We start from the raw sequence: 22,758 nt of genomic DNA on the forward strand, positions 1-22,758 counted from the left end.
GGGGATAGGCCGCTCTTGCCTCGACTGCTGAAGCACGCATCGAATAACCATACCGCAGCACCCAGCGTTGGAATTGGGGCTGCTTTAGCACGCCTGCTAAGTCTGCCTTACTTACTACTGGCACTGATTTTTTCAAGCCCTTACAGCCTCGCCAATACCGCTTCAGCCTTATCGACCAACGACTATATTAAGCTCGAACAACAGCTGCATAGTCTTGACCTGACAACGTCTTTATTGTGGCTGGAAGACAGAACCCATTCCCTCAATATCAACAAAGTATTACAACCGGGACAACGGCAATATTTTCAGAGCAATACTGCCCCTGTTTTTAATCAAGGTTATACCGATTCTTCCATCTGGTTTTATCTCCCGCTTGAGCAACTGGGCAACTTCTCTGACCGACACTGGGTCATTGAAATTGGCTACCCGCAACTGGATTTAATCGACTTTTATATTCGCCGCCCCAGTGGTGAAATCCGTCATATAAAAATGGGGGACTCACTGCCCTATGCGGCACGGGATTTTGCCAGCGAATCCTATTTAATACCGATAAACTTTGGCGCTGATAAAACCCTGGAAATTTTCTTTAAAGTAAAAACCAGCAGCGCCTTGCAGCTACCCATCAGTATTAATAGCGCTAAATATATGATGGAAAAGCAAAGCCAACACCACACGATCTACGGTGTTTACTTTGGCATTATGGGCGTAATGATTTTATATAACCTGTTTATTTACTTCTCTTTCCGGGAGGTCAGCTATTTATATTTTATCAGCTATGTCGCTACCCTGGCTCTGATGCAGGCCTCTATCTCCGGACATGCTTTTACCTACCTCTGGCCCGCATCAACCCAGTGGGTCAATATCGCAACGCCCTTTTTTATTAGTTTAGCCAGTTTGCTAAGCCTGCAATTTACCCGCACTTTTTTACCGCTAAAACAATTTGCCTATAAACTCGACCAGCTAATCAAAAACCTTTGTTACCTGAGCATGGCCCTCGCAGTGGCAAGTCTGATACTGCCGACAGCTATGGTCGTGCAGCTCGGTGTAGTATTGATGCTGATCAGTTGTGCCATCACTATCTATGCCGGTATCAACAGTCTGTCCAATCACTTTCAGGCAGCACGATTTTTTGTCGCCGGCTGGTTATTTATGTTGCCGGGGGTGTTTATTCACTCGCTGGCCAGTATTAACTTAATGCCCTCTAACTTTTTCACCATGTATGCCGGGCAGATTGGCGCACTGATTGAAATCTCATTGCTATCACTGGCTCTGGCAGACCGGATGAACATCCAGCGCAAGGACAATCTGGAGAGCGCCGAAACCACCCAGCAACAATTGGAAAAAATCAATCAGGAACTTAATCAGGCACTGGATAATCTGGAACAAAACAACCGTCTAAAAGATCAGTTTTTGGGCACTATGAGCCATGAACTACGCACCCCCATGAATGGGGTAGAAGGTTCATTAAAGTTATTGAGCACCGACAACCTGACCGATAAGCAGCGCAACTATCTCGACACGGCCAAATTGTCCGCCAAAGAAATGACCTCGGTGATAGACTCCTTACTCTGCTTTTCTGAAATGCAGTCCGGTGAACTGGCCTGCAACCGGGAAGCCTTTGAATTTCGCACGTTATTAAATCCTCAGGCGCTTGAGTTCCGCCACCAGTGCCAGCAGAAAAACCTGGACTTTAACTGGCATATCGATAAATCAGTGCCGATGATTATTAATGGCGACAGCCACCAAATTTTATTAGTACTACAACAACTCATTGATAATGCCATTAAGTTTACTCAGCAGGGCCAGATAGCCGTCAATATCAGCACCGGCTGGGATGAACAAAGCCAGCAGCAAATGTTATCCTTCTCGGTCATCGATAGCGGCAGTGGTATTCCTCCAGAACAGCTCAGCACTATCTTTACCCCCTTCCAACAGGGCGACGGCAGTGCATCACGCAGCCATAGCGGGCTGGGCATTGGTCTGGCGATCTGCCAGCAAATTGCCGCTATGATGGGTGGTCGCTTAAAAGTCGACTCCGCCATTGGCCGCGGTACTGAATTTACCTTTACTATTCCCCTCTCCACAGATGGAGAGTGCAAGGCTGTTGCCAAAACCCTCAACAAAGAAGCCACCAGCTATTTGCCAAAAACCATATTAATTGCCGAAGATAATCCGGTTAATCAAATGGTGCTGAAAGGGATGCTGCAATCTCTGAACTGCCTGATCCTAACCGCCAGCAATGGTGAAGAGGTTTCCAAACTACTCAATGAGCAACCGGTCGACTTGATTATGATGGACTGCCAAATGCCGGTTATGGATGGCTTTGAAGCCACCCGCAAAATTCGCAATAGCCAGGCAGCCTACAGTAATATTCCCATTATTGCCGTGACAGCCAATGCCATGAGCGGAGACAGCGTACGCTGCATCAATGCGGGTATGAATGATTATATTAAAAAGCCTATCAAGCAAGATGTGGTCGAACGCAAGGTCAAACGCTGGCTGCAAAATAGCAAGCTAATGGCCAGCTAGTCGCTGCCGCCTGTATAAGCCCATGCCCGCCCCCATCATCTAGTGCAGAATCACCAATAGATATTGTACAAACCGCAAAAGCCAACTAGTCTTGAAAGATGATCAAAACAATAGTCTCTTTTGCTGTATGAATGTTAAGTATATCAACCCCTTATTGGAATCCACGGTCACGGTGCTCTCCACCATGGCCATGGTTGAAGCAACGCCGGGCAAGCCTTCCATCAAAGAAGGACAAGACACACTGGGTGATATCACTGGCATGATTGACCTGGCCGGTGACAAGGTCCACGGCTCATTAGCCATCAGCTTCTCTGAACCCGCCATCCTCGATATTACTGAAAAAATGCTCGGGGAAAGCGTGACCAGCATCGACGCCACGGTAATTGATGTGGTTGGTGAAATTACCAACATGATTACCGGCAGTGCCAAAAGAATCTATTCGGAACAAGGTATGGAATTTGACCTGACCCTGCCTTCTACTCTGGTGGGTAATGACCAACCCCTCCAACACAGTGTCAATGGTGAGCTGATAGTACTTCCCTTCAATACAGCGGCCGGGCAATTTTATCTGGAACTTTGTTTTAGCTAAGCCCTGTCTTAAAAATTGCCCAAGCCTATAAAACCAGTTGAGATACTGACAATATCTGTCCACAATAGCTCGCACCGCTATCAGCCAGACGATTGAGCTATGTTGCCAATAAAAATATTAACTGCCCTACTTGCACTGATTCTCTTGCCCGGGTGCGAACAAACCCAACAGCAACCTGCTAGCGACCAGGAACAGGAACTCACGGCTTTTTTTGCCAGTAGCTACCAGCAAACCTTATCCCGCTCTCCCATGACGCAAACCTACCGCGGCATAAAAGATAATTATGGCCAATGGGATAATCTCTCTGACAGCTTTGCGCAAGAATCCGAAGCGATTAAAGCCGCCAATCTGGAAACGATTAACAGCTTTGAGTTCTACCGACTCAACCCCGACTTACGCCTGTCAGCTGAGCTCTTCCAATATGTAGCGAAGCGCAATCAGCGCTATAACAACTTTCGCCACCACAGCTATATCATGCAGCAATTTAGTGGCTGGCATACGCAAATCCCCAGTTTTCTGATTAATATGCATCAGGTCAGCTCACAGGCTGATGCCGAGGCTTATATCACTCGCCTCTATGGCGTACAAACGCTATTGGATCAGGTGATTGAGCAACTCACTATCCGCGAACAGCTCGGCATCTTCCCCCCCAAATGGTCCTACCCGCAAATGCTGGATGCCAGCAATAATGTCTTGCAGGGCCAACCCTTTGATAATAGCGATAGCGACTCCGCTATTCTCGCGGATTTTCGCGCCAAGGTAGAAGCCTTAGATATTGATACCGAGATAAAACAGCTCTTAATTAAAGATGCGCAAGCGGCATTGCTAAACTCACTACTGCCCGGCTACCAGTCTCTGATTAACACACTCACCGCACAAATGGCCCTCGCCAGTGATAACGATGGGGTTTGGAAGCACCCCAATGGCGACGACTACTACACCCTGCTACTCAACACCTATACCACCACTGATTTAACGGCCGGAGAAATTCACCAGATTGGACGTAAACAAGTAGCAAGAATTCACGCCGAGATGCGCGAGATTATGCACACGGTTGGTTTTAAGGGTGACCTGCAGGCCTTCTTTAAATTTATGCGTGAAGACCCTCAGTTTTATTACCCCAATAACGCGCAGGGGCGCGAGCTGTATCTCAGTGAGGCCAAACGAGTGCTGGCGGTCATGGAAGAAAAACTCCCACAGACCTTTGGTTTATTACCTAAAGCCCGCCTGAAAATAAAAGCGGTGGAAGCCTTTAGGGAAAAAACGGCCGGTAAAGCCTTTTATCAATCACCGGCACAAGATGGCTCACGTCCGGGTATTTATTATGCCAACCTCTACGATATGAATAGCATGCCCATCTACCAGTTAGAGGCGCTGGCTTACCATGAAGGCTTGCCCGGTCACCATATGCAACTGGCCATCACCGTTGAACTGGAAGACGTACCGGAGTTTCAAAAATACGCCCGCTTTACCGCGTTTACCGAAGGCTGGGGCTTATATTCTGAATATCTGGCCAAAGAGATGGGCGCCTATCAAGACCCCTACAGCGACTTTGGCCGTCTGGCGATGGACCTTTGGCGAGCCTGCCGTCTGGTGGTCGATACCGGTATTCACGCCAAGCGCTGGGATAAGCAAAAAGCCATCGACTATCTGGTAGAAAACACCCCCAATGCCAAGGAAGATGCCACCAAAGCGATTGAGCGCTATATCGTCTACCCCGGTCAGGCCACCGCTTATATGATTGGCAAAATGAAAATTCTGGCGCTGCGGGAAACTGCCCGCCAACAATTGGGTGAGCAGTTTGATATTCGAGATTTTCATGATCAGGTACTCAAAGATGGTCCGATGCCGCTAACCCTGCTGGATGCAAAGATACAGCGCTGGGTAGCACAGGTTCAACGACAACAGAAGATTCATTACCCACCACAGTCCAAACTACAGTCCAAACTACAGTAAACCATGACCATGCAAAAAAATATCCGCAGCGCCTTTGGTGTCAATATTCTCACTTCACAGCATAAGGATATTCGCCGTATCAAGCGCGAAGAAGAAAACCCCTCTATTCATGGCAATAAGTTTTGGGGTTCCAGCTATTTGATCATGGACTACTTGCAGGAAAACCCACCCGAGCAGGGCTGCAAAGTATTAGAGCTGGGCTGCGGCTGGGGTCTGGCAGGTATTTACTGTGCCAAACAGCTTGGCGCCGAGGTCACGGCGGTTGATGCCGATGATGCTGTCTTCCCCTATTTGCATTTACATGCCGAACACAATGGCGTAGCCGTCACAACCCAACAACAGTACTTTGAAAAAATTACCGCCAAGCAACTGGCCGAATACGATCTTATTATTGCCGCGGATATTTGTTTTTGGGACGAGCTGGCCGACACCGTGTATAAACTGGTTAAGCGTGCCTGCAAAGCCGGCGCTGGTAAGATTATTATTGCCGACCCGGAACGGCCACCGTTCTTCACCATGGCTGAACGCTGTATGGATGAGTTTTACGGGGAGCTGCAACATCGGCAGGTCAATGAACCTCGTCGCGCCACAGGGGCCATGTTAGTTATCGAGAATGCCTGACGGCTATACTTGCCACATAAAGCTGTTGCCCCTGAGCAAACAACAGCCTGAGCAAGCTAAATAATTACAAAACCTGCTTCAGTAACTGTCTTATCAAGCACTCATTACCCAAGGGCTTATCAGCAGGACTTTCCACTTCACAGCCTTAGCGATTCGTTCTACAATCATCCCACTTTAAAGAACGGAGATCACCATGCGTCTGCTACTTGCATTGCTACTGCCCTGGCTGCAATTTTTCACTATTGGTCGCCCCATCGCTGGTATTGTCTGCCTGCTGCTTCAACTCACCCTGATTGGCTGGATCCCTGCTGCAATTTGGTCTGTCTATGCCTTAAGCCAATATAAAACCGACCAAAAAATCGAAGATGCACTCGGCGGCGGCAAAGACTAATCCATAGGATTAGTTTTGGCATCACCCTCCTCTTTAATCACTGATCTAACAGGTGAGTTTATGACAATGTTTCAAACATCAAAGTTACTGCCATCATCGCTACTGATTATTATGCTGAGCGTTTTGCTATCCGGCTGTGAAAGTACCTATTATTCCGCACTGGAAGAAGTGGGCTACCACAAGCGGGATATTCTGATCGACCGGATTGAAGAAGCGCAGGAAGCTCAGGTTGAAGGGCAGGAACAATTTAAAAGCGCGCTGGAGCAATTTAAGTCGGTGGTGAACTTTGATGGCGGTGAACTGGAAGAAGTCTATCAGCAGCTCAACGATGAATATGAAAGCAGTGTTGATGCGGCCGAAGAAATCAGCAACCGCATTGAATCGGTAGACAGTGTCGCCAATGCTTTATTTGACGAATGGAGTGATGAACTTGGCGAATACACCAATGCCAACCTGCGCAGAGACAGTGAAAGAAAGCTGAAAGAAACCAAACGACGCTATAAAAACTTACTCAGCGCTATGCGCAAAACAGAGAAATCGATTGACCCCGTACTCAACACCCTGCGGGACAATACGCTTTACCTAAAGCACAATTTAAATGCCAGAGCTATCAGCTCACTGAAAAATGAGCTGGGCACAGTGAATAAAAATGTAACGGCCTTAATCAGTAATATGGAACAAGCGATTAAAGAATCTGATGCCTTTATTAAAGAATTAAAACAAGGATAAAACACCATGTTAAAGCAACTACTGATCACCCTGACCGCTGCCACCGTAAGCAGCAGCCTGATGGCTGGAGGCCATGGAGCCACCGCAGGTTTTAACAGCACCAAAATCAATGACTCTATCACCTTGCTACAGGGTAAAGGCGGCAATATTGCTGTCAGCCATGGCAGTGATGGCCTGCTGATTATTGATGACGATTATGCAGATATGTCAGACAGCCTGAAGCAACAATTAGCAGAACTGGGTGGCGGCAGCGAATTAAAATATATCCTGAATACACACTGGCATAGTGACCATACCGGCAGCAATGATGCATTGGGCAAAGGGGTCGCTATTGTGGCCCATGATAATGTCAGAAAGAGACTAAGCAGCCCGCAGGAAGTGCCTTTTTTCAATATGGTTACCACCGCTCAAGCCAAGCACGCCCTGCCCAGCCTGACTTACCCTGATGCAATGAATATTCACTTTAACGATGAAAGCATTCGACTGGAGCATTACCCCAATGGCCATACCGATGGCGACTCGGTGGTGTTTTTTGAATCATCGAATGTGGTGCATATGGGCGACCATATGTTTTATCCGATGTTTCCCTTTGTCGATATCAGCAGTGATGGCAATGTCGTTAACTTCGCGAACAATGTGGGCAAAGTCTTAGCCAAAGTAAATGATGCTACGGTGGTTATTCCTGGTCATGGCCCGCTTACCGATAAAAAAGGCTTAACGACTTACCATCAGATGCTGATGCAAACCATTGCGGAAGTTAAAGCTATGAAGGCGGAAGGCCTAAGCGTTAAACAAGCTCAGGCCAGAGGCTTAAGTCCAAAGTGGCAGGAATGGAATGGCGGCTTTATCAAACAAGAAAATTATATTGCGTTTATTTACCAGAGTTTATAAAACACCGGGGCTTACCAGCCCATAATATCCTTCACAAAGGGCACCGTTAGCCGGCGCTGTTCTTTTAACGACGCATGGTCCAGGGTGTCTAATACATCTAACAACGTTTCCATATCGCGCTGGCAGCGGTGATAAATAAACTGTATAACCTCATCATTTAATTCCAGCCCCCGCCGCTCAGCGCGCAACTGAATGGCGGCACTGCGCTGTGGGTCGCTCAGGCTTTTCAATTGAAAAACTGCCCCCCAACTTAAGCGGGAACTTAAATCAGCCAAACCACTATTAAGTTCACGCACCGCGCTATTGGCACTCACGATAAGATGGACCTGTCGTTCCTGCAAACGATTAAATAAATGAAATAGCGATTGTTCCCAGTCGCTATCCCCCATCACCGTATCAATATCATCCAGGCAGACCAGCGATAACTGTTCCAAGCCTTCAAATAATTCCTGCGGGGGGTAATCGCGCAATTCGGTCAGGGGTAAATAAACGGACGTCAGGCCCAATTCATCGGCCTGATGGCAAGCGGCCTGTAACAGGTGGCTGCGGCCACCCCGGCTGGCACCATAGAGAAAAATATAGCGCTCACCACTGGGCAGTTGAGCACGCAGGGTTTCCAGTAATAATGCGTTATCACCGGCATAAAAATTATCAAACGTAGTATCGTCCCGCAGCTGAACTGCCAGCGGTAATTGCTCAAAGGTAAAACTCATAAACCGTCCGCAGAATACAGCTTGCTATCTTTATAGCTGGAATGGGCATGGCGCAATAACACCATAATCACCGCGGCGACGGGCAAGGCCAATAATACACCGGTAAAGCCAGCCAACTGGCCACCGGCCATAATGGCGAAAATAACCGCCACTGGGTGCAAGCCAATTCTATCGCCGACCAGCAGCGGGGTTAATACCATACCTTCTAACATCTGACCGACAGCGAATACGCCACCGACCGCCAGTAACATCGATAATTCATGGAACTGGAACCAGGCGGCTATACCTGCTGCGGCAATACCTACAATAAAACCCATATAGGGAACAATACTGGCCAGACCTGCGGTAAGCCCGAGGATTAGTGCCAAATCCAGGCCAACCATTTTCAGACCAATGGTATAGATAATTCCCAGCGCCAACATGACCAGTAACTGGCCGCGAATAAAGGCCCCTAAAATTTCATCACACTCGTTGGCCAGACCTGCCACGGTTGGCTCGATAGAACGGGGCAACAGGTCGCGCAGGCGGGCCATGAGAACATCCCAATCCCTTAGCAGGTAGAAAGTCACCACGGGGATTAATACCAGGTTGGCTAAGCCGGTTAACATCGCCACACTGGAGCCCGCTACTTTGCTCCAGATCTGGCCCAGCAGACCACCGGCGGAGGTCCAGTTTTCTGTGAGCACGGTTCTAAACTGGGTGATTGGCAAACTGTCTTTGGGTAAGTCCATCGTACGCTGCAACCAGGGTATCAGGACATCCTGAATAGCATGCAGCCACTGCGGAATTTTTGTGGCCAATAGATCCAGTTGCCGCCCGATAAGCGGAATGGTCAGTAAGATGCCGATCACCACCACTGAACTCAAGCTGACAAACACCAGCGTTACCGCCAAGGTGCGGCCCAAACCGCGCTCTTCTAAACGATCAGCCAAGGGGTCTCCCAGATAGGCCAGCAGCGCACCGACCAGAAAAGGCATCAGGATAGCCTCTAACATAACCACTAACACTGCCATCACAAGCAGCGCTGCCAACGCCCATAACTTTTGTATGTCTGTCATCAGATAATCCCTGTTATCCAGCGTTTAAGGAGCAGGCCAAGCATAATCCAGAGCAATCGTATAATCACCCTGATAGCTGCTAAGCACCTGCGGCTGGATACGTTTATCCAGAGCAAAAGACTGCTCTAACTGGGCCAATAAACCATCAGCTATGAGACGCACGATAATTTCATCCGCCTCAACACTCACCACATTGGCATGCCGAATGGCCGCCACCGACTCCAGATAGCTAATAGCGCGGGCATAGGCGGTAAAGTCATTAATGCCGCTGAGGCGCATTAACACGCCATTGTCGGCAATATTCACTGGGGCAATCGCATACTGCTGGGCCAGTCGCTCTGCCACTTCATCAACCGCCACTGCTATATAGTCGTTAGCACTGGTGGCTTCAGCATCAAACCTGATCGTCTGCCCGGCATAAGAGTAGCGCCAACTGCCCAGCCATTCACCATTGGTCAGGCGAGTTACCCGGCCCAGTAATACGGTATCGGTCTGGTAGCGCTCGACCGCTGCATTGGCCCGCGGGTGGTTTAGTTGCCACAGCTGATCAGTGGATACAGCCACCATATCTTCCAGATCCAGTGTTGGCAGTTTAACCGCAAGACCCCTGCGCTCAGCATTGGCAGCGATAGCCTGCAATAGATCGGGGTCGGTATCCGCATTGGCAAAACGTCGCTTATTGCCCTCCGCCACAACCACCCATAGCAAAACCGTTGGACGATTGCTGGACCATAGCGGCAAGCCCGCCTCACGCAGGGTGGCGTCGATTAGTTTGGGTTCAAACTCAATCACCGCATAGAGCTGTTCGCCCTCGACGTTGGCAGGCTCACTGGCTATCAGCCGAGGCCGCTTTTCATAGCGGAACTGCTTGATATATTGGCTGGCGTTTTTGATCGCTGACTTAATGGCGGGCTGCTGCACCAGCTCGGCATTACCCGAGACACGAACCAGCACGGTGCTTAACCCCTCTCGGGTGGCACGCGTTAGGTCCTGACTGGACTGGGAATCCACCTTCACCGCGGTATCATATAAGCCATCCACCTCTTCAGCGCTGGCCAGGGGTGACAGCAGCAGGCAATAGACGATGCCAATAAGCCGGGCAAAATGTAATCGAGCAACCAAGATAATGTATCCCAAACTGGTGATTTAGCCTGTTGCCAGCGGCAATAGGCCTTTTATGATGGGACGCATTGTAGCAATCTGATTCAATCAGTACAGCTTTCATCGCGATTCCACTGGCCAAGCGGTTAAAGAGCTTAATTTATGGTCGTACTTGGGCGGCATTCAAGCTAAAATAGCGCGCCTAGAAAGTTGGCAACCCAGATAACCGCCATCACCAATCACAGACTACCCAAGAGCCCAGTAATCCATGAGCGAAGAAAATTCCAAGCAGTCCTTGAGCTATAAAGATGCCGGCGTTGATATTGACGCAGGTAATGCCCTGGTTGACCGTATCAAACACGTTGCCAAGCGCACCCGTCGCCCCGAAGTGATGGCTGGCCTGGGCGGCTTTGGCGCGCTGTGTGAAATCCCTGAAGGCTATAAGCAACCTGTGCTGGTGTCAGGCACCGATGGCGTGGGCACCAAATTACGGCTGGCGATGGATCTGGGTATTCACGATACGATTGGTATCGATCTGGTAGCCATGTGTGTCAATGACCTGATTGTAGCCGGTGCCGAACCGCTGTTTTTTCTCGACTATTATGCAACGGGTAAGCTTAACGTTGATACCGCAGCAGCGGTGGTTGAAGGGATTGGCACAGGCTGTGAACTGTCCGGCTGTGCATTAGTCGGTGGTGAGACCGCTGAAATGCCCGGCATGTATGAAGGCGAAGATTATGATCTGGCGGGCTTCTGCGTCGGCGTGGCCGAAAAAGCCGACATTATTGATGGCAGCAAAGTCAGCACCGGTGACACCTTGATTGGCCTGGCCTCCTCGGGCCCCCACTCCAACGGCTATTCATTAATTCGTAAAATCATTGAAGTCAGCGGCGCCGATTTGACCGAAAACTGCGGCGATACCACACTCGCCAAAGCCTTAATGGCGCCTACACAAATCTATGTCAAAGCCATACTGGCACTGATGAAAGAGTGCTCGGTCAATGCACTATCGCATATAACCGGCGGTGGTTTGCTGGAAAATATTCCCCGCGTCTTGCCCGACAATGCCAAAGCCGTTATCGACCTGCAAAGCTGGCAGCAGCCTGAGGTATTTAACTGGCTGCAACAACAGGGCAATGTCGACGCGGTTGAAATGTACCGCACCTTTAACTGCGGTGTGGGTATGGTCTTGGCGGTAGCCAATAGCGATGCTGATAAAGCTTTAGCAGTACTTAAAGCTCAAGGCGAAACCCCCTGGGTGATTGGCCATATTGCCAGCGCCGCAGCGGGAGAAGAACAGGTCGAGTTGCAGGGACTGTAACTGCATGACACGCTCTAGTTCATCTGCAACGCCTTGCAAACTGGTTATTCTGGTTTCCGGTGGCGGCTCTAATTTGCAATCCTTTATTGATGGTGTGAGCAACGGCAGCCTGACCGCCGATATCGCCGCTGTCTTTAGCAACCGACCCAAGGCCTTTGGTCTGGAGCGAGCGGCCAATGCCGGTATTGCCACTGAAGCGATTGACCATACTCTGTTTGAAAGCCGTGAGGCCTTTGATGCCGAGCTTATGCAGCGGATTGATCACTATGCTCCTGACCTGGTCATACTGGCCGGATTTATGCGCATACTCACACCGGGCTTTGTGCAGAATTATCACGGCCGCTTATTGAACATTCATCCCTCGCTGTTGCCCAAGTATCCGGGCCTGCATACTCATCAACGGGCCATCGATGCCGGTGACCCACAGGCCGGTGCTACCGTTCACTTTGTCACTGAGGAATTGGATGGCGGGCCAGCGATTGTGCAAGCTGCTGTGCCTATAGAAGCCGGTGATAATGCCGACCTACTGGCTAAACGCGTACTGACACAAGAACATATTATCTACCCATTGGCGGCGCAGTGGTTTGCTGAAGGTAGACTAAGACTGGAATCAAACAGTGCCCTATTGGATAACACCCCCCTCTCTGCTGGCGGCTATCAATATAACGATTAGTCGCACAGCCACCCTGCTATTACTGCTGGCCTGCTCCGCCAGTATAAACGCTGACACCCTGTTAAAACCCTATCAGGCTATCTATGGCACCAAGCTTGGCGGCATTAGCGCAGAGATGGAACAAACCCTCAATAAAGAGGCGGCCGGACACTGGCAGCTGCGCAGCTATGCCTCCCTTTTATTTGCCAGTGTGGAAGAGCAGGCCAGTTTTACGGAGGCCGATAATCAGTTAACCCCTTTAAGCTATCGCTATAACAATAAACTCAGCAGCAAGCGAAATAGCGAACTGGTGTTTGACCCCAAACAGAAAACAGCTGTCGACCGTTTGCACAGCAAAAAGCCCTTAACGCTGCCGGACAATAGCTACGATAAATTAAGTTTTCAAATACAGCTGCAACTGGACCTACTCAAAGACCCTGAATTTAGCCAGCGAACTTATCACTTGGTGGAGCGAAAAAAGCTAAAAAACTATCAAGTGAAACTATTGGGTGAAGAAACCCTTAACACAGCACTGGGTAAATTTAGCACCATTAAGTTAGAGCAACGCCGACCCGGCAAAGATAAGTACACGTTGATGTGGCTGGCCAAAGACTGGAATTATTTTCTGCTACGGGTTGTGCGAATTGACGAAGGCGAGCAAGAGTACCAGATTGATTTAAAACAAGCTGAACTGGATGGGCGAAAAATCCAGGGGCAATAATTATTCCGCGGTAATCCCAAAGCGCTGATGCTGTTTAATCGGCATAGCGCGGCGCTGCTTTTCCAATACTGTAGTATCCACCTCCGCCACAATATAAGCGGGCCCACTATCCGCTTTGGCAACGATATTACCCCAGCCATCAATCACCACCGAATCACCGGAGGTACTGCGCGATGGCGTATGCTCCCCGCCCTGGTTAGCACCGACAATATAACATTGATTTTCAATCGCCCTGGCCTGTAACAGCGGCAACCAATGGGCCTTACCGGTTAGCAGGGTGAAGGCCGCTGGCACCGCTATAATATCGACGCCCTGGGCAAACATAAGCCGGAACAGTTCTGGAAAACGAATATCGTAGCAAACCGCCAACCCCAAACGACCGAAGGGGGTATCGATCACCACCGCCTCATTGCCCGCTAAAAACGTATCTGACTCACGGTAGCTACCCTGAGAGTCGGCCACATCCACATCAAATAAATGAATCTTGTTATAACAGGCTTGCTCGATGCCCTGATCATCCACCACAAAACACGAAGACAATACCTGCTCGCTATCAGCGACTGCCACTGGCACCGTACCGGCAACAATCCAGATACCCAGCCGCTTGGCCAGAGCGCTGATAAAAGGCCTGATCACTGCATCCGCTGAAGCTTCCCGTTGACCCAAGGCCTTTTGCTGACGGGCGCTAAACATGGCAAAGGTTTCTGGCAATACAATTAACTGAGCACCTTCAGCCGCCGCGGCCTCCACTAGACGTTCTGCCTCGGCAAGATTCTCATTCAGGTTATTTGTACTCACCATTTGTATAGCCGACACTCGATACTGGCTCATGGTACTGGCTCCACTGCGGGTTCAACTGCCGTCGTCTTATCAACGGCGGTTTTTGATTTCTTGCCACTGTCGTAAACTTTCACAAAAGAAAGCTGGGGGTCATTCCAATCCCCTTCAATACTATAGACAGCACTGGATAGTCGATCGAACTGATCTTCAAAAATTTTACTGGCGACATAGACACCCGCAGCGGTGGGCAGGCCACCGGCCAGCGCAGCAATCCAGGGTAAATTATTAGCAACCGGCAAGGTCGCAATAAGCTCCATATCCAGCGCTTTGGCTTCTAAATCAGCATTGCCCCGCAAACTAAAGCGGCTGGAAGGTGACTCAATCGTTAAGTCTTCAACGATATTTAACTGTGCTTGTTCAAGAATCAATTCACCTTCAATACGATCATAGCTAATACCGCTATCGTAAATATCAGAAAAATCTAACTGTAAGCGCCTAACAATATTGGTAAGGTTTATAATACCTACCACTTTTAAAGTGCCCGACGCCCCGTCCGATGCCTTTAAAAAACGACCATCTTCAATATTTAAATACAGCGGGCCATTGGAGGCTGCCAAAGACCATTGGTTAGGAGCGCCGGGCCAGGTCAAATCCAATGACAGCTTGCCTTGCTGACTTTCAATGATCCGCTCATAATTCCATTGCTCAAGTACATCCCCCAAATCAGCAAAGGCAAACTCGCCGTATAAGCGCGACTCTTCGCCACGCTCTGTTTGCAGCCACTCCAGTGTTGCCGGCTGGTCTTTTGCAATCACGATACCGCGTAAATCACCATAGATATTATTAAAGACCAAACCATCTTGCTGGCTGCGTAGCTCAAAGGCCAGACTGCCGTATAAGATTTGCCCTAAAGATAACTGGTCCACCGAAAAGTCCAGATTAAGTTCGCGCATCGATTCAAAGGAGGAACTGCCAAGGTCTTCCTCCACAGAAGATTCCGGTAAGCGAAGCCTGCGCAGTTTTGCTATTAGCGGAGTGGTTTGATCATCGGCAATAAATAACTCACCAGCCATAATGTCATTACTGACCTGCAACCACCAGGCATCTTGCCAACGCTGTAAACCAACGGTGGTATTTTCATAGCGCTGGTCAAATCCTGAAAATTTTTCTACCAGTAACTCCCGCACTTTGATCGACAACCCCTCCGCCGCCTCTTGATCACCCGGAGCGGGTGTAGCAGCCAGCGCTTCAGCGGCTTCGGTATACTGGGTAAGAACCTGCTGCCATTCATCCAATACAAAATGATCAACTGCGCCTGTGACGACTAAAAAGCCTTCTTCATGGCGGGTGTTTTTCATTTTATCCAAAATCACCAAACCACTTTCTACACGGCCTTGATCTAAACGCAGTTGCAGCTCAGCAATATCCACCATACCCATACGCAGTAGCGGTTTCTCGCCGAGCAGAGGCAGTTTTAACCAGTAATCACGGGGCTGTTCCGCGGTTTTGTTATAGGGCTCAGGCAAGGTAATCGCCACGCCGACCAGATCGGATGAAACGGTAAATTGGCTTTCACCTTTGGGGCTCACTTTAACCTGCGCCGCCATATTGGTTTCGCCACTGGCAAAGGACAGCGCCGGTTGTTGACTCCAGTCCAGAATATCCGCCATATCGACACGGCCAGCGAAATCGACCAGCACACCCTGCTCTGCATCCTGCTCAACCGTCACTGTAAAGGGCTTGTTATAGAGCAACGCATTCAGGCCCGGCGAATACATGCCGCGCTCACTGCTATAGTTAAGCGGCCCGTTAACATCAGTAAACTGCAAGCGATACTCCGGCATCAAAAGATCGGTATCCTGCAACTGTACGGCCACGTCAATATCGGCTGGCCGGGTGGCTCCCACCAGTGGCAAACCAAGGCTCACCTCAGCACTGGCCTGCCCATCCAGCTGCCACTGTTTAAACACGTTACCAACAACTTGTTGTAACGCGCTCTCGTTAACCAAACGAATGGCATCACTGGACTGGCCGGCAGCCTGCGCATCAATGGTTAACCAAATACCGCCCCCTTCGACTGCGGTGGTGGTGACGGTTGCCGCCGACACATCCATAGCATACAGCTTGGCTTTGGAGGCGTTGACGGTAACATCGGCATTGTCCACTTCGACTAAGCCGCTAATAGCGGTTAGCTTTGGCCAATCGGGGTGATAATCCAGCGTGCCGTTTTCGACATTTAAATAGAGCTGTACCGTACGGTCTTTAACATCTTCTTTACGTAGCGAGCCTCGATAGATAAAGCCACCATCAATAACACGCCCTTCGGGAACACTGCCCGCCATCCAATCCAGAAAACTCTGGTTAAGGGTATAGGGAATAAATTTATCGCGGTAGCTGGCTGCGGTATCCTTTAAGCCAATGGTTAAGGTCATTTCGGGGGGATCTCGCTACCCGCCTGCTTGGGCAAATCCAGATCTAACAGCGCTGTTGCAGGGCCGTGATCAGCGGTTAGGGATAATAGGCCGCTATCCACATAGACTCTGTCTTCGGTAAGCTGCCATGCCACTTTGCCTTTGCCGGAAGCAAACCCCAGAGGGTTACGGTAAACCAAAGGAAAGTCTAACGAGAATGCGCCGGTGTCGAGTTCCACAAAGCCATCGGCAGGATTGACCTCAAGATAACCATTAATACCGGTTGCACCCGGTGCGCCCTTCCAGGGTTTGACCGAAACATTGTCTAAATTCGCTTGCAGAATAAAGCGAGGTGTTTTTCTTGGGGTGGGATTGCGCGATAAATTTAACACCACCTGCTGTAAATTACCGGACAGGGACAATGTGCTAACCGTTTCTTTTAGCGGGTCTCCGAGCAGATCAATAGCTAATAACTGTGACGTGGTTGCTGCCAAATCCAGACTGGGTATCGACAGTTGCAACTGTTTGTTTTCAATAGCAACACCTAATTGCTCAAACTTAAAGGGCTGTTCCTGCCATTGCATGGCCAATAAGGGAACCCAGCCCTCCCAATTATCATTGGCGTTTTTTTCTGCGCGAAAATGAATTTGAACATCTTTTAACGGCGCCAGCGGTCGGCCACTTAACGCCGCTATATCTAATAGTGGTGTGGTAATGGAACCCTGTAATTCAATAACAGTCTGCGGTTTCCAGTCCAACCATAGCTGGCCATCAATGCGTGCATCTTCGAGGTCGATACCTAGCGCGCCCATGGCGGGAAGTTGCGCTGAAAAATCCACTTCATTAAATTTTAAATAGGCCTTGGCCGAAAAGCCTTCAATCTCACGAGGGTCTCCCTGGGATTCAATAATACCCAGCAAAGGTTCTTCTGACTGGTCAAAATTAGCTTCAATTTTAAAACGTCTGAATTTATCAGCGCGCTTAAAGGACAGCTCTTTAACTGCCAGTAAGGCGTCGCTACCTTTGGCGAAGTTGATATTGATATTGGCGCCTAATAATTCAGCGCCCTCGACAGAAAGAATTAAATCCACCACGTTATCAAGATTGGTGGTGCCACCTGCGGCGACGGGATAGCCTTTTAATTCCCATTGTCCCGGGCTGGTTTCCTTTAACGCACAATCAACGCCGTCAATTAATAAGCGCTTTATCTGCAAAGAGCCTTGCATAAGACTGCGCAGAGGGTCCAGCTGTAAACTGAGGGTATCGATGGTTAGAACGGTTTGCTCAGGATTATCCGGTGCATAGAGTTTTAGCTGCTCCATGGTCAATACCGGCGATAGCCTGGACCAACGGCCATAAAGTCGATCGATATCCAAGGGTAAATTAGTAAATTGATTAAAGCGGGCTAACAGCGGCTGTTGGTATTCTTCGACATAGTTAATATAGTAGCGGCCAATACTGACATAAGTGGCGACAAGGACTAATGCGGTGAACAAACTTGCCCACAGCAAACGGTTAATCCAAATGGCACTCTGTTTTAACAAGGTTTTTATTCGCCTATCTTAGTCATCAGCAACAACAGGATTACAACAAAATCACATCAAACTGTTCTTGGTTGTAAACCGCCTCCACCTGGAACTTAATCGTTTTGCCAATAAATTCCTCCAGGTCCGCCACACTGGCCGATTCTTCATCCAGCAAGCGATCAACCACAGACTGGGATGCCAACACCATCAGCTTGTCATTTTCATAGGCACGGGCTTCCCGCAGAATTTCACGGAAAATTTCATAACAGATGGTTTCAGCGCTTTTAATCGAACCTCTGGCATCGCAGACCGGGCAATCTTCACACATCACATGTTCAAGACTCTCACGGGTACGCTTGCGGGTCATTTCTACCAGACCTAACTCAGACACACCGGTGATAATATTTTTGGCATAGTCATGCTCCATCGCTTTTTCCAAGGTGCGATGTACCTGACGGCGATGCTCTGGATCTTTCATATCGATAAAATCAATAATAATAATGCCGCCCAGATTGCGTACTCTAAGTTGCCGGGCTAAAGAGGTCGCCGCTTCCAAGTTGGTTTTAAATATGGTTTCTTCTAAATTTCGGTGCCCAACAAAACCGCCGGTATTCACATCGATAGTGGTCATGGCTTCGGTTTGATCAATAATCAAATAACCGCCAGATTTTAACGCGACTTTACGGCCCAGAGCTTTTTGAATTTCATCTTCTACACTGTAGAGATCAAAAATCGGCCGTTCACCGGGGTAGTATTCGATACGATCTTTTAACTCGGGAATATAATCTTCCGCAAACTGCCGCATATTTTGAAAGCTTTCATTGGAGTCAATGCGGATTTTTTCAATCTCTGGCCTAACCAGATCACGCATGGTGCGCATATATAAGGGCAGGTCTTCATAAATAATAGCCGGTGCTTCGCGCTCTTTCATTTTACGCTCTAGCGCAGCCCAAAGACGTTTAAAGTATTTTATATCTGCCAGTAATTCATCTTCACCAGCACCTTCCGCCGCCGTACGAATAATAAAGCCACCAAGTTTTTCCATGGCCTCGGTTTTAATACACTGCTCAACCACTGCCCGTAAGCGATTGCGCTCCTCTTCCTCTTCCAGGCGCTGGGAGATACCAATATGTTGAGTATGGGGCATATAGACCAGATAGCGGGAAGGAACCGATAGATGGGTGGTTAGCCGTGCGCCTTTAGTACCAATAGGGTCTTTGATAACCTGCACAATCAGGCTCTGCCCCTCCCGCACCATCATCCGAATATCCGGCTCTTCATTACTGCGCTGCTCAACACCATCCTGGTCAACCACAGCAATATCTGATACATGGATAAAGCTGGTACGCTCCAGACCTATTTCTACAAACGCCGCCTGCATACCCGGCAATACTCGAACGACCTTGCCTTTATAGATATTACCGACAATGCCTTTTGAGGCACTGCGCTCGATATACACTTCCTGCAACATGCCATTTTCAACAATCGCCACCCGTGTTTCGGTGGGGGTGACATTGGCTAGTATTTCTTCACTCATAGGGTTCCAACTGTTCTATTTTTTGCAGCAGTTGACCGGTTTCCAGCAGGGGCAAGCCCACTACCGCGGAATAACTGCCTTCAATGTTCTCTACAAATAGTGCACCGCGCCCCTGTATAGCATAGGCACCGGCCTTACCCAGAGGTTCACCGCTAAGCCAATATTGTTCCAGCTCATCGGGCTCAATATGACGGAAGCTAACCCGGGTAATACTTAGGGCCGTTTCCTGACACTGTTGATAGCATAGACAGATTGCACTCATCACTTGATGCGTACTACCTGACAATTGCCCTAACATCGCCAAAGCGTGATCGCGGTCACGGGGTTTACCCAAAATCTGACCATCGATAATCACCGAGGTATCTGCACCCAGTACAGGTAAGGGGCTTAAGCCCTGCTGCTCAACTAGCGCCAAGCCAGCCTGAGCTTTGGCAATAGCAACACGCTGCACATAGTCCTGCGGTGATTCACCAGCCAATACTGACTCATCGGTATCGACGGATATTTTTTCAAAACCAAGCGCAACCTGCTCTAACAACTCGGCACGGCGGGGGGACTGTGACGCCAAATATAAGCGCGCCTTATTGGCAGTGTCAGGTGACATAGTAGGCTCGGCGCAGGACCCGCAAAAACAATGACAGCAATGGCCATAACAGGGCGCTGACCAGAGCGGGTAATAAAAACAATAGATTAGGCGACACAGTACCGGTTAAGGTTTCAACCCAATGACAGAGCAACTGGTTAAGCCCTATCAAAACAAAAATAACCGCCGCTTGCTGGACTGGGGTATACATCCGCAAGCGCTGATAGAGTATGAGTGACAGATAGGCCAATACTGCCAAAGCAAAGGCATGCTGGCCCAGCGGGCTACCTTCCATAATATCTTGAAGTAAGCCGACCACCCAGGCCATACCAATACCTACGCGCTCGGGCAATGCAATCACCCAGTAAACCAATACCATGGCGACAAACTCCGGACGACCCCACTGGGCCCATACCGGTAACGGCACAATCGCCAGCCATAATGCGACCAGCAGGGTGAGCGCGATAACCCAGCGGCCATTACTCTGGTTCAACAGCCTCACTCCCTTCCAGCCGGTTGCTAAATACCAGTAATACATGGCGGCTTCTATTTAGTGCCGCACTGGGCTTGGCTTTAACAATGGCAAACGCCTGGCCGGGGTCAATGGTGACTTCTGTCACCACGGCCACCGGATAGCCCACAGGGAAACGCTGACCCAGACCGGAGCTAACCAGCAAGTCACCAACTTTGATATCGGTGGTCGCCGCTACGTGCTGGAGAATCACTTCATGGAATAACCCGACACCTTCCGCCACACTTCTAACGCCATTGCGGTTAATCTGTACCGGCAATGCATGGGCCGCATCGGTAATCAGCAAGACCCGGCTCTGCAATGGCCCCACTTCAATAATCTGCCCCATCAGGCCCAGCGCATCAATCACCGGCTGGCCAACGTAAAGGCCGTCTTTCTTGCCCTTATTCACAATAATTTGATGGTGCAGTGGGTCTGGCGACACACCGACCATTTCGGCTACCAGCACACTGTCATCGAGGATGGCGGAGGAGTTGAGCAATTCCCGCAGGCGCACATTTTCCGCTTCCAGCGAGGCCAGTTTTTGCACCTGTGCTTTGAGTAGCAGTGACTCTGCGCTCAGGCGTTCATTGTCGCTAATCAGGGTTTTGCGGCTGCGTATATTTTCATCGCCCCACTCGGAGATTTTGGTGGGGATATCACTGACCCAGTAAAACGGGGTGGCAACAATAGAGAGGTTGGCTTGCAGGTCTTTAACCCAGCCAAAGCGCTGGCCGGCAAAAATAAGCACCAAGGCAAGCAGGCTCAGTATTAATAACCGAGCGCCAATAGAAGGGCCTTTTACAAATAACGGTTTGATGAGCTTACCCCATATTTTTTTGCTGTCAGGGTGAATGCTATATTAAGCCCCGAAGCAGCCGGTGCTTAATACGTTACTCAATAGTCCGTCAGATTTACTGGTAGAACGCTTATGCGGCTATTCCGTCGATAAGAGATCAATACTGTGGCGATCCATAATCTCCAATGCCTTACCGCCACCGCGGGCAACACAGGTTAGCGGATCATCCGCTACCAGTACCGGCAAGCCAGTTTCATCAGAGATCAGACGATCGAGGTCACGTAGCATGGCACCGCCACCGGTAAGGACAATACCGGTTTCGGCAATATCTGCTGCCAATTCCGGGGGGCTTGTTCCAATGCTCGTTTAACCGATTGCACAATAGCCGCTAGCGGCTCCTGTAAAGCTTCAAGAATTTCATCACTGTTGAGGGTAAAGCTGCGGGGGACACCCTCAGCCAGGTTGCGGCCGCGCACATCAATTTCGCGCAACTCACTTTCGGTGTGAGCACAACCTATCTCTTGTTTGATACGTTCCGCCGTGGCATCACCAATCAGACTGCCATATTTGCGACGGACGTGGGAGACGATGGACTCGTCAAAACGGTCACCCCCCACTCTTACAGAATCTGAATACACCACGCCATTAAGGGAGATAATAGCAATCTCGGTGGTACCACCACCTATATCAACCACCATGGAGCCTGTTGCTTCTTCAACCGACAGACCAGCACCAATGGCCGCCGCCATAGGCTCTTCGATCAGTCTTACCTCACGGGAACCCGCACTCAAGGCGGATTCACGGATAGCTCGGCGCTCTACCTGAGTGGATTTACAGGGCACACAGATCAAGACGCGGGGGCTGGGGCGGATAAAGCTGTTTTGGTGAACTTTGGAGATAAAATGCTGGAGCATTTTCTCGGTCACCTGAAAGTCGGCAATCACACCATCTTTAAGGGGACGAATGGCGGTAATATTGCCCGGCGTACGGCCCAGCATACGCTTGGCATCAGAACCTACCGCTTCGATGGTTTTTTGACCATTATGGACTCTAATAGCAACCACGGAGGGCTCGTCCAGAACAATGCCCTCTTCGCGGACATAAATGAGGGTGTTAGCAGTCCCAAGATCGATGGACAGATCGTTGGAGAAAAGGCCTCTTATTCTTTTTAGCATGTAGTTAGTTCACCTTGAAGGTCTTGGCACCGGCGCAGAGAAGTGCTCTGTTCGCTCTGGCAATATGTCATTGGTTTGACAGAAGTTTAGCCTATTTTGGCCAGCATTTTTAATGTCTTGCAATAAATTTGCCACTCTAACAACGGCAGGCATTTAGAGCAAGG

Annotated in this window: 20 protein-coding genes and 1 pseudogene; 10 read left to right on the plus strand and 11 right to left on the minus strand. The window is 49.5% G+C overall.

What is annotated here, in order from left to right:
- The first annotated feature begins 15 nt into the window (after positions 1–15).
- The 7 genes from BST96_RS01870 (at position 16) to BST96_RS01900 (ending at position 7,706) form a co-directional block, all read left to right on the plus strand.
- A complete protein-coding gene (locus BST96_RS01870) occupies positions 16–2,529 on the plus strand; it encodes a hybrid sensor histidine kinase/response regulator (RefSeq protein ID WP_085757055.1) in 2,514 nt (837 codons plus the stop codon).
- 127 nt (positions 2,530–2,656) lie between these two features.
- Entirely contained in the window at positions 2,657–3,118 is a 462-nt protein-coding gene (locus tag BST96_RS01875; protein ID WP_085757056.1) for a chemotaxis protein CheX, read from the plus strand.
- Between the two features lie 99 nt (positions 3,119–3,217).
- Positions 3,218–5,074: a DUF885 domain-containing protein gene (locus BST96_RS01880; RefSeq protein WP_085757057.1), complete on the plus strand. Its 1,857-nt coding sequence runs from the start codon at positions 3,218–3,220 to the stop codon at positions 5,072–5,074.
- A gap of 3 nt (positions 5,075–5,077) precedes the next feature.
- Entirely contained in the window at positions 5,078–5,695 is a 618-nt protein-coding gene (locus tag BST96_RS01885) for a class I SAM-dependent methyltransferase (protein ID WP_085757058.1), read from the plus strand.
- Positions 5,696–5,888: 193 nt separating this feature from the next.
- The gene (locus BST96_RS01890; RefSeq protein WP_085757059.1) at positions 5,889–6,086 is read left to right on the plus strand and encodes a YqaE/Pmp3 family membrane protein; all 198 of its coding nucleotides are present in this window, start codon (positions 5,889–5,891) and stop codon (positions 6,084–6,086) included.
- A 60-nt stretch (positions 6,087–6,146) separates the two neighbouring features.
- Entirely contained in the window at positions 6,147–6,815 is a 669-nt protein-coding gene (locus BST96_RS01895) for a DUF2959 domain-containing protein (RefSeq protein ID WP_338043295.1), read from the plus strand.
- 6 nt (positions 6,816–6,821) lie between these two features.
- Positions 6,822–7,706: an MBL fold metallo-hydrolase gene (locus tag BST96_RS01900; protein WP_085757061.1), complete on the plus strand. Its 885-nt coding sequence runs from the start codon at positions 6,822–6,824 to the stop codon at positions 7,704–7,706.
- A gap of 11 nt (positions 7,707–7,717) precedes the next feature.
- Here BST96_RS01900 and hda read toward each other — a convergent pair whose 3' ends face one another.
- Genes hda through BST96_RS01915 form a run of 3 tightly spaced genes read right to left on the minus strand, consistent with a single transcriptional unit; the run spans position 7,718 to position 10,599 of the window.
- Positions 7,718–8,419: a DnaA regulatory inactivator Hda gene (hda, locus tag BST96_RS01905; protein ID WP_085757062.1), complete on the minus strand. Its 702-nt coding sequence runs from the start codon at positions 8,417–8,419 to the stop codon at positions 7,718–7,720.
- Positions 8,416–9,477 (minus strand): AI-2E family transporter, encoded by a 1,062-nt coding sequence (locus tag BST96_RS01910; protein ID WP_085757063.1) that lies wholly within the window; start codon positions 9,475–9,477, stop codon positions 8,416–8,418. The genes hda and BST96_RS01910 overlap by 4 nt, the downstream gene beginning before the upstream one ends.
- Positions 9,478–9,501: 24 nt before the next feature.
- The gene (locus BST96_RS01915; RefSeq protein WP_169713867.1) at positions 9,502–10,599 is read right to left on the minus strand and encodes a DUF2066 domain-containing protein; all 1,098 of its coding nucleotides are present in this window, start codon (positions 10,597–10,599) and stop codon (positions 9,502–9,504) included.
- 247 nt (positions 10,600–10,846) lie between these two features.
- On the opposite strand from BST96_RS01915, the gene purM reads away from it, so the two are divergent.
- The 3 genes from purM to BST96_RS01930 are packed head-to-tail and all read left to right on the plus strand — an operon-like array spanning position 10,847 to position 13,272.
- Entirely contained in the window at positions 10,847–11,899 is a 1,053-nt protein-coding gene (purM, locus tag BST96_RS01920) for a phosphoribosylformylglycinamidine cyclo-ligase (RefSeq protein WP_085757065.1), read from the plus strand.
- A 4-nt stretch (positions 11,900–11,903) separates the two neighbouring features.
- Positions 11,904–12,572 (plus strand): phosphoribosylglycinamide formyltransferase, encoded by a 669-nt coding sequence (gene purN / locus BST96_RS01925; RefSeq protein ID WP_085757066.1) that lies wholly within the window; start codon positions 11,904–11,906, stop codon positions 12,570–12,572.
- Positions 12,517–13,272 carry a DUF3108 domain-containing protein gene (locus tag BST96_RS01930; RefSeq protein ID WP_085757067.1) on the plus strand — a complete coding sequence of 252 codons (756 nt, stop codon included), beginning with the start codon at positions 12,517–12,519 and terminating at the stop codon, positions 13,270–13,272. The genes purN and BST96_RS01930 overlap by 56 nt, the downstream gene beginning before the upstream one ends.
- Here BST96_RS01930 and BST96_RS01935 read toward each other — a convergent pair whose 3' ends face one another.
- The 8 genes and pseudogenes from BST96_RS01935 to BST96_RS01970 all read right to left on the minus strand — a co-directional run bounded on the left by BST96_RS01935 (position 13,273) and on the right by BST96_RS01970 (position 22,594).
- Positions 13,273–14,103 (minus strand): carbon-nitrogen hydrolase family protein, encoded by an 831-nt coding sequence (locus tag BST96_RS01935; RefSeq protein ID WP_085757068.1) that lies wholly within the window; start codon positions 14,101–14,103, stop codon positions 13,273–13,275. It abuts the gene before it with no gap.
- Positions 14,100–16,484, minus strand: coding sequence for a YhdP family phospholipid transporter (locus BST96_RS01940; RefSeq protein WP_085757069.1), 2,385 nt, complete (start codon positions 16,482–16,484; stop codon positions 14,100–14,102). Before BST96_RS01940 ends, BST96_RS01935 begins: the two co-directional genes overlap by 4 nt.
- The gene (locus tag BST96_RS01945) at positions 16,481–18,007 is read right to left on the minus strand and encodes a YhdP family protein (RefSeq protein ID WP_085757070.1); all 1,527 of its coding nucleotides are present in this window, start codon (positions 18,005–18,007) and stop codon (positions 16,481–16,483) included. Before BST96_RS01945 ends, BST96_RS01940 begins: the two co-directional genes overlap by 4 nt.
- A 40-nt stretch (positions 18,008–18,047) precedes the next feature.
- On the minus strand, positions 18,048–19,526 hold the full coding sequence (gene rng, locus BST96_RS01950; protein WP_085757071.1) for a ribonuclease G: 1,479 nt from the start codon (positions 19,524–19,526) through the stop codon (positions 18,048–18,050).
- Positions 19,519–20,130: a Maf family protein gene (locus BST96_RS01955; RefSeq protein ID WP_085757072.1), complete on the minus strand. Its 612-nt coding sequence runs from the start codon at positions 20,128–20,130 to the stop codon at positions 19,519–19,521. The genes rng and BST96_RS01955 overlap by 8 nt, the downstream gene beginning before the upstream one ends.
- Positions 20,120–20,611: a rod shape-determining protein MreD gene (gene mreD / locus BST96_RS01960; RefSeq protein WP_240554879.1), complete on the minus strand. Its 492-nt coding sequence runs from the start codon at positions 20,609–20,611 to the stop codon at positions 20,120–20,122. The genes BST96_RS01955 and mreD overlap by 11 nt, the downstream gene beginning before the upstream one ends.
- The gene (gene mreC / locus BST96_RS01965) at positions 20,589–21,476 is read right to left on the minus strand and encodes a rod shape-determining protein MreC (protein WP_338043311.1); all 888 of its coding nucleotides are present in this window, start codon (positions 21,474–21,476) and stop codon (positions 20,589–20,591) included. Before mreC ends, mreD begins: the two co-directional genes overlap by 23 nt.
- Positions 21,477–21,557: 81 nt before the next feature.
- Positions 21,558–22,594: pseudogene (locus tag BST96_RS01970) on the minus strand (rod shape-determining protein).
- Positions 22,595–22,758 lie beyond the last annotated feature (164 nt).

Origin of the sequence: Oceanicoccus sagamiensis, from assembly GCF_002117105.1 — a bacterium.
GTDB lineage: Bacteria > Pseudomonadota > Gammaproteobacteria > Pseudomonadales > Dasaniaceae > Oceanicoccus > Oceanicoccus sagamiensis.

What these genes read in the sequence shown, in the direction of transcription:
- BST96_RS01875 (WP_085757056.1), top strand. Translation starts at nt 2,657, where the DNA reads ATGAATGTTAAGTATATCAACCCCTTATTGGAATCCACGGTCACGGTG.
- BST96_RS01880 (WP_085757057.1), top strand. Translation starts at nt 3,218, where the DNA reads ATGTTGCCAATAAAAATATTAACTGCCCTACTTGCACTGATTCTCTTG.
- BST96_RS01885 (WP_085757058.1), top strand. Translation starts at nt 5,078, where the DNA reads ATGACCATGCAAAAAAATATCCGCAGCGCCTTTGGTGTCAATATTCTC.
- BST96_RS01890 (WP_085757059.1), top strand. Translation starts at nt 5,889, where the DNA reads ATGCGTCTGCTACTTGCATTGCTACTGCCCTGGCTGCAATTTTTCACT.
- BST96_RS01895 (WP_338043295.1), top strand. Translation starts at nt 6,147, where the DNA reads ATGACAATGTTTCAAACATCAAAGTTACTGCCATCATCGCTACTGATT.
- BST96_RS01900 (WP_085757061.1), top strand. Translation starts at nt 6,822, where the DNA reads ATGTTAAAGCAACTACTGATCACCCTGACCGCTGCCACCGTAAGCAGC.
- hda (WP_085757062.1), bottom strand. Translation starts at nt 8,419, where the DNA reads ATGAGTTTTACCTTTGAGCAATTACCGCTGGCAGTTCAGCTGCGGGAC.
- BST96_RS01910 (WP_085757063.1), bottom strand. Translation starts at nt 9,477, where the DNA reads ATGACAGACATACAAAAGTTATGGGCGTTGGCAGCGCTGCTTGTGATG.
- purM (WP_085757065.1), top strand. Translation starts at nt 10,847, where the DNA reads ATGAGCGAAGAAAATTCCAAGCAGTCCTTGAGCTATAAAGATGCCGGC.
- purN (WP_085757066.1), top strand. Translation starts at nt 11,904, where the DNA reads ATGACACGCTCTAGTTCATCTGCAACGCCTTGCAAACTGGTTATTCTG.
- BST96_RS01935 (WP_085757068.1), bottom strand. Translation starts at nt 14,103, where the DNA reads ATGAGCCAGTATCGAGTGTCGGCTATACAAATGGTGAGTACAAATAAC.
- BST96_RS01940 (WP_085757069.1), bottom strand. Translation starts at nt 16,484, where the DNA reads ATGACCTTAACCATTGGCTTAAAGGATACCGCAGCCAGCTACCGCGAT.
- rng (WP_085757071.1), bottom strand. Translation starts at nt 19,526, where the DNA reads ATGAGTGAAGAAATACTAGCCAATGTCACCCCCACCGAAACACGGGTG.
- BST96_RS01955 (WP_085757072.1), bottom strand. Translation starts at nt 20,130, where the DNA reads ATGTCACCTGACACTGCCAATAAGGCGCGCTTATATTTGGCGTCACAG.